The sequence below is a fragment of the Streptomyces sp. NPDC058678 genome (assembly GCF_042714835.1).
Classification (GTDB): domain Bacteria; phylum Actinomycetota; class Actinomycetes; order Streptomycetales; family Streptomycetaceae; genus Streptomyces.
Genome location: NZ_JBHXSG010000007.1, coordinates 1 through 12,100 on the forward strand (window position 1 = coordinate 1; position 12,100 = coordinate 12,100).

Below are 12,100 nucleotides of genomic sequence, written 5' to 3' on the forward strand. Positions count from 1 at the left end.
CCGGTTTTCTCCCGGCCCCCCGTTTTTTTTGCCTGGCTAATTTACATGGGGGGGGCGGGGGTGGCAAGGGTGGTTTTTCGGCCTGAGGGCGGGGCCGAAAACACCTCCCCGACCTCCCCGCTACTTGGGCCCTTTCGTGCCTCCCGGCCCCCGCCCCTTGCCGTCGGAGTTGCCCGGAGCGGAGTCCGTGGGCGCCGAGGAGGTGGCGGTGGCCGTGGGCGACGAGGTGGCGGCCGGATCCGTGGACGACCCCGCCGACGGCGCGCCGGACTTCTCCTCGTCCGGCGCGCCGCCCGTCGAGGCGCCGGTCGAGGCGCCGGTCGAGGCGTCCGTCCCGCCGGACACCGGGCCGCCCGGCCCCGAGGTGTCCGGGGCACCGGAGGACGCCGGGCCGTCCGAGGAGGGCGAGCCGTCCGCCCCGGTGGCGTCGTCCGGCGCCGACCTCGTGCCGCCCTCCTTGCCCTGCGGTCCGTTCGAGGAGGCCCCCGAGAACGAGAACCCGGCGATCAGCGCCGCCGCGGACACCGCGCCCGCCGCACCGGCGGCGACCACCATCCGGCGTGACCGCCACCGGCTCGGCTTGCGCCGCGACCGCCGCCGCCCCGGGCCGGCACCGCGGACCGGCACCATCTCGGCTCGGGTCACCGGGAGGCCGACCGTCACCGGACCGGTGTCGGCCACCGGGGGCAGTTCGGCCGTCTGGTCGTAGGCGTTCTGCCAGCCGTGTGCGGCGGCCGGGTCGACGTACTCCTCGTACGGGGGCGTCGACGCGGCCTGCGGGTGGTACACGTTCGGCACCTCCGGCGGCTCGCCGACCGCACCCGTGCCGTGGGCGCCGTTCTCGTACTGAGGTGGCCTGGACATGGGCGCGCATTGTAGGGACGGAAGGGGCCGGTGGGACAGCCGTCGGCGATACCCACCCAAACCGCCGCGTCCCACGTGGCGGAAAACACGACGCGGGGAGCGTTACCGGGCCGTAAGCTCCCAGACATGCAGGTGATCCAGTCGACCAAGCTCGCCAACGTCTGTTACGAGATCCGGGGCCCGGTTCTCGAGGAGGCGATGCGCCTGGAAGCGGCAGGGCACCGCATCCTCAAGCTGAACACCGGAAACCCGGCCGCGTTCGGCTTCGAGTGCCCGCCCGAGATCCTGGAGGACATCCTCCGCAACGTCTCCTCGGCGCACGGCTACGGCGACGCGAAGGGCCTGCTGGCCGCGCGCCGGGCGGTCGTCATGCACAACCAGACCCTCGGCATCGAGACCGACGTCGAGCACGTCTACATCGGCAACGGCGTCTCCGAGCTGATCGTGATGGCGATGCAGGGGCTGCTGGACGACGGGGACGAGGTCCTCGTACCGACCCCCGACTATCCGCTGTGGACCGCGGCCGTCTCCCTGTCCGGCGGCACCGCCGTGCACTACCGGTGCGACGAGCAGGCCGACTGGATGCCCGACCTCGCCGACGTGGAGCGCAAGGTCACCGACCGCACCAAGGCGATCGTCATCATCAACCCGAACAACCCGACGGGGGCCGTGTACGACGAGGCGATGCTGCGAGGGCTCACCGACATCGCGCGCCGCCACAACCTGCTGGTCTGCTCGGACGAGATCTACGACAAGATCCTGTACGACGACGCCACGCACACGCCGACCGCCAAGGTCGCCCCCGACCTGCTCACCCTCACCTTCAACGGGATGTCGAAGGCGTACCGGGTCGCCGGGTACCGGGTCGGCTGGATGTCGATCTCCGGGCCGCGCGCCCACGCCGACTCCTACATCGAGGGTCTGACGATACTGGCGAACATGCGCCTGTGCGCGAACATGCCGGGCCAGCACGGAGTCGTCGCCGCGCTCAGCGGGCGGCAGACCATCAACGACCTGGTACTGCCGGGCGGGCGGCTGCGCGAGCAGCGGGACGTGGCGTACGAGCTGCTGACGCAGATCCCGGGGGTGAGCTGCGTGAAGCCGAAGGGGGCGCTGTACCTCTTCCCGCGCCTCGACCCCAAGGTCTTCAAGATCAAGGACGACCGGCAGATGGTCCTCGACCTGCTCCGCCAGGAGAAGATCATGGTCGTCCAGGGCACCGGCTTCAACTGGACCGAACCGGACCACTTCCGGGTGGTGACCCTGCCGACGGTGACGGACCTGCGGTCGGCGATCACCCGGATCGGCAACTTCCTGGACGGTTACAGCCAGCCGTGACAGCGGTTTTTGGGTCGACTCAACTTTAGACGGGATCTAAGCTAGGATGGTTTCCTGAGAACACAGGAGGCCATCCCATGTACGAGCCGATCCGCACCAAGTCGGTCCACAGCACGATGGCCGGCACGACCTCCGACTTCCCTCACCGCACCCGTGAGGAGGAGCTGGACATCCAGCTCGCGGGCCATCTCGCCGCGCTACTCACCGTCACGGACGAGCTGCGCGCGCTCGCGCCGTCCGCCGACCTGGACACCGCGGCCGACCGGCTCGCCGAGCAGGTCACCCGGCTGCGGGGAGGCCGCCCGCCGGCCCGAGCCCCGCTCACCGGCGTCGCCGGCCGCACGAACCTCGCGCCCGTGCACCGGCGGGCGCACGCCCTCGCGGGCCGCGCGCTGGTGGTGGCCGCGTCCCGCGCCGACACGGCGGCGGCGATCCTGTCCGCCGAGCGGATGGACGCCCACGCGGCGGCCCTGGAGCCGCGCGAGCTCGCCCCCCACTGAGCCGTACGGCTCCCCGAAACGGCCCCGGTCCGCGTGCACCCGCAGCGACGCGCGGACCGGGTGCCATGGCACTGCGTTGGCTTGGGCGGCGGTTGTTGTTGTCGCCGGTTGGGAAGTGCCGACCTGATGCGGTGCCTCTCGCCGCGGGGGATCTGTCGTCGAGCGGCCGCGGGTCGTCCGTGGCCTGTCGCGCAGTTCCCCGCGCCCCTGACCGGGCATCACCGAAGGGCGCATTGCGGTCGGCGGCCGCGGGTCGTCCGTGGCCTGTCGCGCAGTTCCCCGCGCCCCTGACCGGGCATCACCGAAGGGCGCATTGCGGTCGGCGGCCGCGCGTTGTCCGTGGCCTGTCGCGCAGTTCCCCGCGCCCCTGACCGGGCATCACCGTAGGGCGCATTGCGGTCGGCGGCCGCGCGTTGTCCGTGGCCTGTCGCGCCGTTCCCCGCGCCCCTTTCGGGGCGCTGCAGTACCGGGACAGGTACGACACCCCCCGTTCACCCGCTCCGCCGGGGAATGTTGGGTTCCGCGAGCACTCTCCCCCTGTGAGACGAATCGCAGGAATCGTCCTCGCGGTCCTGCTGGTCGGCGGCGTGGTGGCAGCCGTCGTAGCGGGCCGGGACACCGGGGACAGGAGCACGGCAACGAAGACCGTGCGCGCAGTGATCGGATCGGAGAAGGCGGAGTTCTTCGCCGATCCCGACGTGGTGAAGGTCCTCGCCGCCAAGGGCTACACCGTCAAGGCCGAGACCTCCGGGTCCTGGGCCATGGAGGGGCTGGACCTCAAGGGCTACGACCTCGCCTTCCCGTCCAGCCAGGCGCCCGCCGCCGAGCTCGCCGCGAAGTACAGGGTCAGGCAGCCGCTGCCGCGGCCCTTCTACTCGCCGCTCGTCGTCGTGGCCCATCGCGGCGCCGCCGAGGTGCTGGCCGCCAATGGACTCGCCACCCTCGACAGGAACCGCGGCACCCTGAAGATGGCCGCCTACCTCGACGCAGCCGGGGACGACCGGACCTGGCAGCAGCTCAAGGGAGCACAGAAGTACGGGGAGTTGACCGGCACGCTCTACGTCGCCACCACCGACCCCGAGACCTCCAACTCCGGCGCCCTCTATCTCGCCGCCGCCTCCTATGCCGCCGCCGGCGGCAAGGTGGCCGCGAGTGATGCCGACGTCGACCGCACCGCGCCCCTGATGCGCAAGCTGGTCAGCGTGCAGGGAGCCCAGCAGTCCAGCACGGACGCGGCCTTCCGGGACTTCGTCAGCGGCGCCGGCAACCCGCTGGTGCTGGTGTACGAGTCGCAGGTCGCCGCACTGCTGGGTGAGGGGCGGGGCGTCGACGACGTGACCGTCCTCTACCCGGACACCACCGCCAACAGCGACCACACCGTCGTACCGCTCACGGAGAACGGCCGCGCGCTCGGCGAACTCCTCAGCGCCGACCCGGCGTTGCGCGAGCTGGCCGTCCGGCACGGGTTCCGGCCGCAGGGCACGACCGCCGAGTTCACCAAGGCCACGGGCGCCCACGCCGAGTACCTCAACCAGACGCTGACCGGGATCCGGCAGGCGCCCGTGCCCACCTCCGAGGTGCTGCACGCGATGGCGCGCCGGGCGAGCGGACAGGGGGACGGCACATGACCGACGACACCTTCACCCTCACCCCGCCCGAGGCCGTCACGCCCGTGCCCCGGGAGAAGGCCGGCGGGCTCGTCCCCGTCGACGACAGCGTCCGGACCGACATGGCCGAGAAGGCCGCCGCGTATGTCGAGGGCCTGGCCTCGCTCGACGCCCGCTCCCCCGAGTTCGCCGGCAAGGTCGGTGAGATCACCGCGCTCGGCGCCGGGGAGATGCGCGGCGCCGCCGCGCAGTCCAACCGCATGCTGGAGCGGACCGTGCGGAATCTGCCCGCCAAGGGCGGGGACGCCCAGTCCCAGGTGTCGGGCTCGCTGGTGGAGCTCCGGCGCGTCGTGGAGGACCTGGACCCGCGGGACCTGCCCGCCGCCAAGGGGCGGAAGTTCCTGTCCCGGCTGCCCGGTGGCAACAGACTGCGCGACCACGTCGCCAAGTACGCCTCGGCGCAGGGCACCTTGAACAAGATCGTGGGCTCGCTGCGCGGCGGCCAGGACGAACTGAGGCGTGACAACGCCGCGTTGCAGACCGAGCGGGTCCGCCTGTGGGAGACCATGGGCAAGCTCCAGGAGTACGTGGTGCTGACCGAGGCCCTGGACACGGCCGTCGAGCAGCACATCACCGGCGTCGAGGCGACAGACCCGCAGCAGGCCGACTCGCTGCGCGCCGACGTCCTGTTCCCGGTGCGGCAGAAGCACCAGGACCTGCTCACCCAGCTCGCGGTGTGCGCCCAGGGCTACCTCGCCATGGACGTCGTACGACGCAACAACGAGGAGCTGATCAAGGGCGTCGACCGCGCGGCCACGACCACGGTCTCCGCCCTGCGCATCTCCGTGATGCTGGCCTCCGCCCTCGACAACCAGAAGAAGGTCGTCGACCAGGTCAACGCCCTGCGCGGGACGACCGAGGACCTCATCCGGGGCAACGCGGAGATGCTCGCCACGCAGAGCGGCGAGATCCAGCGGATCGCCGCGGACCCGGCCGTCGGGGCCGAGACCCTGCGCACCGCCTTCCAGCAGATCTACCGCACCCTCGACGCCATCGACACCTACAAGGTCCAGGCGACCGAGGCGATGGCGGCGACCGTGGAGTCCCTGACCTCGGAACTCCAGCACGCGAGCGGGTACCTGGAGCGCAGCCGGTCGCAGGGCGCCCTGGAAGGAGGGCTCGGATGAGACGCCGGCTCACGGCCTTCCTCGCCCTCGCCCTCCTGACGGGCTGCACCGCGGCACAGGAGCAGGACGACCCGGGTGCCCCCGAACCCGGCACCCTCCGCGTCCTCGCCTCCAGCGAGATCGCCGACATGGCCCCGGTCCTCGACCGGGTCGAGAAGGACACCGGCGTCAAGGTCCGGCCCACCTACATGGGCACCCTGGACGCCGTGGAACTGCTGGCGACGGGCAAGGCGGACGGGACGTACGACGCCCTGTGGCTGTCCTCCAACGACTACCTGCGCCTGCGTCCCGACGCGGCGAAGAAGGTCGTGTCCGAGACGCCGGTCATGTCGAGCCCGGTCGCCGTGGGCGTGAAGCCCGCCACCGTCCGGGCGCTCGGCTGGAAGCCGGACGACGTCACGTGGGCCGAGGTCGAGCAGGCCGTCCAGGACGGCAGGCTGTCGTACGGCATGACCGACCCGGCGCGCTCCAACTCCGGCTTCGCCACGCTGGTCTCCGTGGCCTCCGCCCTCTCCGGCGCGCAGTCCGCGCTCACGGACGCCGACGTCACCAAGGCCACGCCCCGGCTGAAGGAGTTCTTCCAGGGGCAGCGGCTGACGTCGGGGTCGTCGGGCTGGCTGGCGGCGGCGTACCAGCGGCGCGGGAACGTGGACGCCCTGCTCAACTACGAGTCCGTCCTCAAGGGCATCCCGGGCCTCACCGTGATCCGCCCCCGCGACGGCGTCGTCACCGCCGACTACCCGCTCTCCTCCCTCACGGCCACCGACGCCACCACCCGGGAGGACGTCCGCAGGGTGACCGAGGCCCTGCGCACGCCGGAGATCCAGCGGGAGATCACCGAGCGCACGCACCGCCGCCCGGTCGTCGCCGCCGTGCCGCCCGCGCCGGGCCTCGATCCCACCCGGCGGCGCGAACTGCCGTTCCCGGGCAGCCGTTCCGTCGCGGACGGTCTGCTCGACTCGTACGAGAACGAGCTGCGCCGCCCGTCCAGGACCGTCTACGTCCTCGACACCTCGGGGTCGATGGAGGGCGACCGGCTGGCGGGGCTCAAGGACGCGCTCGCCGACCTCACCGGCGACTTCCGGGACCGCGAGGAGGTCACGCTGATGCCGTTCGGGTCGCGGGTGAAGAGCGTACGGACGCATGTGGTGGACCCGGCGGGCCCGCAGGCCGGTCTCGACGCCATCCGTGCGGACACCGAGGCGCTCACCGCCGAGGGCGACACCGCGATCTACACCTCGCTGGAGAAGGCGTACGACCATCTCGACGCCGGACGGGACACCTTCACGTCCATCGTGCTGATGACGGACGGCGAGAACACGGCGGGCGCGAAGGCGGCGGAGTTCGACGACTTCTACGCCGGGCTCGGCGCCGCGCAGCGGGAGACGCCCGTCTTCCCCATCCTCTTCGGCGACTCCGACCGCTCCGAACTGGAACACATCGCCGAGCTGACCGGCGGCCGCCTCTTCGACGCCCGGCAGGGCTCGCTGGACGGCGCCTTCGAGGAGATCCGTGGCTACCAATGACCTGCTCGGGTATCTCGAGTCCCGCAAGAACATCACCGGGAGCGCCTGCGGTCTCGCGGGGCTGGCGCTGACCTTCGCCGGGGTCGCGGGCCCGTACTGGCCCGTGGTCGTGGTGGGCCTGTACGGCGCCGGGGCCCTGATCGCGCCGCCGGAACGGCCGCCGCTGCCGGACTTCCCGGACCCGTCGGCCCAGCTCGACGAGGTGCGGGCCGACTTCGACCGGCTCACGTCCTACCTCGCGGACGTCGAGCTGCCGCCCGCCGCCGCGGGCCGGCTCACCGAACTGACCGAGCTGCTGGCCGCGCTGCTGGACCCCGGCTGGGTCGCCGAGGTGCTCGCCCAGGACCCGGAGGGCGTGCACACGCTGTCGCGGGCCGTACGGCAGGACGTGCCCGAGGCCGTCGACACGTTCGTACGGACCCGGTGGTGGACCCGGCTGGCGCCGGGCCAGGAGTCACCGGAACGGCATCTGGAGCGGCAGTTGACGCTGCTGCACGAGGAGGCCGAGCGGCTGGCCGCGGGCCTGCGGGAGACGGAGGCCCGGCGGCAGGAGTCGCACACGCGGTATCTGGAGGACCGGTCGCGGTGAATGGGCGAGGGCCTGCCGTCGCTCTTCCGTCGGGGCGGACGGGAGAACGACGACAGGCCCAGGGCCCCACACGTCGTTGTGCGGAACCTCGCCGGTACGGGGTTGCGCGAAGGTGCTGCACCGCGGCCGGCCGTGACGATATTGCTGGTCAGGGCACGATCGAGCCGGCCGCGGCGTCTTGGGGGCCGGCTCAGCCCAGGCGCTGCACCAGTGCGCGGTACTCATCCCACAGTTCCTTGGGTGTGTGCTCGCCGAAGGTGTTGAGGTGCTCGGGGACCAGGGCGGCCTCCTCGCGCCAGACCTCCTTGTCGACGGTGAGGAGGAAGTCCAGGTCCGACTCGGCCAGGTCCAGGCCGTTGGTGTCGAGGGCGCCCTTGGCCGGCAGGATGCCGATCGGGGTCTCGACGCCCTCGGCCTTGCCCTCCAGGCGCTCCACGATCCACTTCAGGACGCGGGAGTTCTCGCCGAAGCCGGGCCAGACGAACTTGCCCTCGTCGTTCTTGCGGAACCAGTTGACGTAGTAGATCTTCGGGAGCTTCGACTGGTCCTTGCCCTTGGCGACGTCGACCCAGTGGCCCATGTAGTCGCCCATGTTGTAGCCGCAGAACGGCAGCATGGCGAAGGGGTCGCGGCGCAGCTCGCCGACCTTGCCCTCGGCGGCGGCGGTCTTCTCGGAGGCCACGTTGGCGCCGAGGAAGACGCCGTGGTTCCAGTCGAAGGACTCCGTCACCAGCGGTACGGCGGTGGCGCGGCGCCCGCCGAAGAGGATCGCCGAGATCGGCACGCCCTTGGGGTCCTCCCACTCGGGCGCGATGATCGGGCACTGTGAGGCGGGGACGGTGAAGCGGGCGTTCGGGTGGGCGGCCGGGGTCTCGGACGCCGGCGTCCAGTCGTTGCCCTTCCAGTCGGTGAGGTGGGCCGGAGTCTCCTCCGTCATGCCCTCCCACCAGATGTCGTTGTCGTCGGTGAGGGCGACGTTGGTGAAGACCGAGTTGCCCCACAGCGTCTTCATCGCGTTGGCGTTGGTGTGCTCACCGGTGCCGGGCGCGACGCCGAAGAAGCCGGCCTCGGGGTTGATGGCGTACAGACGGCCGTCCTCGCCGAAGCGCATCCAGGCGATGTCGTCGCCGATGGTCTCCACGGTCCAGCCGGAGACCGTGGGCTCCAGCATGGCGAGGTTGGTCTTGCCGCAGGCGCTCGGGAAGGCGGCGGCGACGTACTTCGACTCGCCCTGCGGCGGGGTCAGCTTGAGGATCAGCATGTGCTCGGCGAGCCAGCCCTCGTCGCGGGCCATGACGGAGGCGATGCGCAGGGCGTAGCACTTCTTGCCGAGCAGGGCGTTGCCGCCGTAGCCGGAGCCGTAGGACCAGATCTCGCGGGACTCCGGGAAGTGGGAGATGTACTTCGTGGAGTTGCACGGCCAGGGCACGTCCGCCTCGCCCTCGGCCAGCGGCGCTCCGAGCGTGTGCACGGCACGCACGAAGAAGCCGTCGGTGCCGAGCTCGTCCAGGACCGCCTGGCCCATGCGGGTCATGGTGCGCATGGACACGGCGACGTAGGCGGAGTCGGTGATCTCTACGCCGATCGCGGAGAGGTCCGAGCCGAGGGGGCCCATGCAGAACGGGACGACGTACATCGTCCGGCCCTTCATGGAGCCGCGGAAGACGCCCTTCTCGCCGGCGAAGATCTCCCGCATCTCGGCGGGGGCCTTCCAGTGGTTCGTGGGGCCGGCGTCCTTCTCCTGCTCGGAGCAGATGAAGGTCCGGTCCTCGACGCGGGCGACGTCGGTCGGGTCGGAGGCTGCGTAGTACGAGTTGGGGCGCTTGATCGGGTCGAGTTTCTTGAAGGTGCCCTTCGCGACGAGCTCCTCGCACAGGCGCTCGTACTCGGCCTCGGATCCGTCACACCAGACCACGTTGTCCGGCTGGGTCAGTTCTGCGATCTCGTTCACCCACGAGACGAGTTCCTTGTGGGTGGTGGGGATGACGGGGGGAGCCGCGATGTCGCGCGCCACGATTGCTCCTAAATGAGGGATTTTGTCCTTTGTTGCCCCGTGGGGGCCGCGACCCGGATGCTTCGCAGCGTCGATTCCCTCTGGCGCTCATCCGGTGCCGACCGCACTCATTTGATCATCCGACGAGTTCGCCCATCTGTCCATAGGGACGTACAGATGAGCGGAGTGAGGATCGCCACGTGTAAAATTCGCGCTTTGCGTCCACATGGGATTCAGCTGAAGGTCCCTTGAAGGTCCCCCGCCGGAGCGCCACGGGCGGTACGGGCGCCGAACCTCATGAGACGATGGCCACTCTTGGTCGACCAACGGGTCGCACCGATCCGCAACTTACGGTTCCGTAGGTACGATGCCCCGTATGACTGCGTCCGTCCCCGACGCGACCTCGGACACCCCGGCCGCAGGCCGCGGTCCCGTCGCGACCTCCCTGCCGCACCCGGTCAAGCCCAAACTCCGCGGTTGGCTGCACCTGGGCATGTTTCCGGCCGTACTCATCGCGGGCCTGGTGCTCACCGCCCTCGCCGACTCTCCCAGAGGCCGCCTCGCCTGCGGGATCTTCGCCCTGACGGCCTGCCTGCTCTTCGGCGTGAGCGCGCTGTACCACCGGGGCGACTGGAGCCCGCGCATGGACGGGATCCTGCGCCGGCTGGATCACGCCAACATCTTCCTGATCATCGCCGGCACCTACACTCCGCTGACGATGCTGCTCCTGCCGGGCGCCAAGGGCCAGTGGCTGCTGTGGAGCATCTGGGCGGCGGCCGCGGCGGGCATCATCTTCCGCGTCTTCTGGGTCGGCGCCCCGCGCTGGCTCTACACGCCCTGCTACATCGCGATGGGCTGGGCGGCCGTCTTCTTCCTGCCGGACTTCATGCGCAGCGGCGGCATCACCGTCCTCGTGCTGGTGATCGTGGGCGGCCTGCTCTACAGCGCGGGCGGCGTGATCTACGGCATCCAGCGCCCCAACCCGTCACCGCGCTGGTTCGGCTTCCACGAGGTGTTCCACTCGCTGACCCTGGCCGCGTTCATCGCGCACTACGTCGGGATCTCGATGGTGGCGTACCAGCACACGTAGACCCCGACCGAAGACAGCGGCCACGGCTCGTCAGCCGTGGCCGCTTTTGCCTGCCCGGGGGGCTTGATCCACGGGAACGATTGACAGTAACTGGATTGTGAGAGCCACCTTCATTTGGACGGCGCTGCCGCCGATGCCCGAAAATGACCCTCATGACGCCCTCACCACCCTCTTCCCCCACCGACCGTCCCCAGCTGGGACTTCGCGAGCGGAAGAAGATCAAGACCAGGACGGCGATCCGCGACGCGACGTACGCGCTGATCCAGGAACAGGGGTACGACGCCACGACGATCGAGCAGATCGCCGAGCGCGCCGAGGTGTCGCCGTCCACGGTCTTCCGTTACTTCCCCACGAAGGAGGACATCGTCCTCACGGACGAGTACGACGCGGTCCTCCTGGAGGAACTGCGGGCCCGGCCGGCGGACGAGCCGTGGGCGGACTCCCTGCGGTACGTCATGCGCAAGGCCATCGGTCTCGGAGCGGCCGAGGAACCCGACGTCACCCGGATGCGGTCACGGCTGATGGTCGAGGTGCCCGCGGTGCGCGCCCGGATGATGGAGAGCATGTCGGTCACCGGCAGGCTGCTCGCCTCGGCCGTCGCGGCCCGCACAGGCCGCGCTGAGGCCGACCTGGAGGTGCGGGTCTACACGATGTCCCTGATCGGTGGCCTCGCGGAGATCTCCCTGTACTGGGCCGAGAACGGCTTCCGGGACGACCTGCGCGAGCTCCTCGACCGCGCCCTGGACGTCATCGAACACGGCCTCACCCGGTAGAAGCCTCTGGGGGTGCAGATGTACACCTGACACACCGGTGACATGAGAGCCGGTGATCGCACCCCTGGCCGACGTCCGCAGGCACTTGGCGCATGTCGTAGACCGCGCCCACAGGGATATGACCCCCACGATCATTACGCGCCGGGGCAGGCAAGAGGCCGTCGTCCTCGACATCGAGGAGTACCGCCGTCTGCGTGAGCTCGCGGAGCAGGCCGAGGACGCGTGACTGAACCGGTTGGCAAACGAGGCGGAGTCCGAAGGGCTCGACGGGTCGGTCTCCCTCGAGGAGATGGCCGCCGCCCTCCGCGCCGACCACCCCTGATGCCGATGGGGTACGTCACGCGGTTCACGCCGCACGCCCAGCGGGACATGCTCAAGATCCCCCGCCCCGACGCCGTGCGCATTCTCCACCGGCTCACCGGGCTCCAGCGGGCGATGGACGCCGACGACACGACCGCCCGCGACATCAAGGCGCTCCAAGGACACAACGCCCGCTGGCGCCTGCGGGTCGGGGACTACCGCGTCGTCCACACCGTCGAGGACGGCCGCCTCGTCGTACGGGTACTCGCGACCGCCCATCGTGTACCGCGGCCTGTGAGCATCGCTCCTCGTGCGGTCCCGCGGTCATGACAT

At 70.6% G+C, this 12,100-nt stretch carries 11 protein-coding genes and 1 pseudogene; 10 read left to right on the forward strand and 2 right to left on the reverse strand.

Annotated features, from left to right (window positions below):
- Positions 1–120: 120 nt before the first annotated feature.
- Complete coding sequence (locus tag ACFWWR_RS09155; RefSeq protein WP_384302630.1) at positions 121–864, reverse strand: hypothetical protein; 744 nt, start codon at positions 862–864, stop codon at positions 121–123.
- A gap of 126 nt (positions 865–990) precedes the next feature.
- On the opposite strand from ACFWWR_RS09155, the gene ACFWWR_RS09160 reads away from it, so the two are divergent.
- From ACFWWR_RS09160 to ACFWWR_RS09185, 6 genes are all read left to right on the forward strand, one after another.
- Positions 991–2,202, forward strand: coding sequence for a pyridoxal phosphate-dependent aminotransferase (locus ACFWWR_RS09160; protein ID WP_383857960.1), 1,212 nt, complete (start codon positions 991–993; stop codon positions 2,200–2,202).
- A 77-nt stretch (positions 2,203–2,279) separates the two neighbouring features.
- A complete protein-coding gene (locus tag ACFWWR_RS09165) occupies positions 2,280–2,702 on the forward strand; it encodes a hypothetical protein (protein ID WP_383857958.1) in 423 nt (140 codons plus the stop codon).
- 539 nt (positions 2,703–3,241) lie between these two features.
- Positions 3,242–4,330 (forward strand): substrate-binding domain-containing protein, encoded by a 1,089-nt coding sequence (locus ACFWWR_RS09170; RefSeq protein WP_384302632.1) that lies wholly within the window; start codon positions 3,242–3,244, stop codon positions 4,328–4,330.
- Entirely contained in the window at positions 4,327–5,496 is a 1,170-nt protein-coding gene (locus ACFWWR_RS09175; RefSeq protein WP_384302634.1) for a toxic anion resistance protein, read from the forward strand. Before ACFWWR_RS09170 ends, ACFWWR_RS09175 begins: the two co-directional genes overlap by 4 nt.
- Positions 5,493–7,022: a substrate-binding domain-containing protein gene (locus ACFWWR_RS09180; RefSeq protein WP_384302636.1), complete on the forward strand. Its 1,530-nt coding sequence runs from the start codon at positions 5,493–5,495 to the stop codon at positions 7,020–7,022. Before ACFWWR_RS09175 ends, ACFWWR_RS09180 begins: the two co-directional genes overlap by 4 nt.
- Positions 7,009–7,611, forward strand: coding sequence for a hypothetical protein (locus tag ACFWWR_RS09185; protein ID WP_384302638.1), 603 nt, complete (start codon positions 7,009–7,011; stop codon positions 7,609–7,611). The genes ACFWWR_RS09180 and ACFWWR_RS09185 overlap by 14 nt, the downstream gene beginning before the upstream one ends.
- Positions 7,612–7,801: 190 nt before the next feature.
- Here the strand turns inward: ACFWWR_RS09185 and ACFWWR_RS09190 are convergent, their stop codons facing one another.
- The gene (locus tag ACFWWR_RS09190) at positions 7,802–9,625 is read right to left on the reverse strand and encodes a phosphoenolpyruvate carboxykinase (GTP) (protein ID WP_383857945.1); all 1,824 of its coding nucleotides are present in this window, start codon (positions 9,623–9,625) and stop codon (positions 7,802–7,804) included.
- Between the two features lie 355 nt (positions 9,626–9,980).
- Between ACFWWR_RS09190 and ACFWWR_RS09195 the strand changes: the two genes are divergently transcribed.
- From ACFWWR_RS09195 to ACFWWR_RS09210, 4 genes and pseudogenes are all read left to right on the forward strand, one after another.
- A complete protein-coding gene (locus tag ACFWWR_RS09195; protein WP_383857943.1) occupies positions 9,981–10,694 on the forward strand; it encodes a hemolysin III family protein in 714 nt (237 codons plus the stop codon).
- A 152-nt stretch (positions 10,695–10,846) separates the two neighbouring features.
- Positions 10,847–11,467 carry a TetR/AcrR family transcriptional regulator gene (locus tag ACFWWR_RS09200; protein WP_383857940.1) on the forward strand — a complete coding sequence of 207 codons (621 nt, stop codon included), beginning with the start codon at positions 10,847–10,849 and terminating at the stop codon, positions 11,465–11,467.
- 64 nt (positions 11,468–11,531) lie between these two features.
- Positions 11,532–11,789: pseudogene (locus ACFWWR_RS09205) on the forward strand (type II toxin-antitoxin system Phd/YefM family antitoxin).
- 5 nt (positions 11,790–11,794) lie between these two features.
- A complete protein-coding gene (locus tag ACFWWR_RS09210) occupies positions 11,795–12,097 on the forward strand; it encodes a type II toxin-antitoxin system RelE/ParE family toxin (protein ID WP_383857938.1) in 303 nt (100 codons plus the stop codon).
- Positions 12,098–12,100 lie beyond the last annotated feature (3 nt).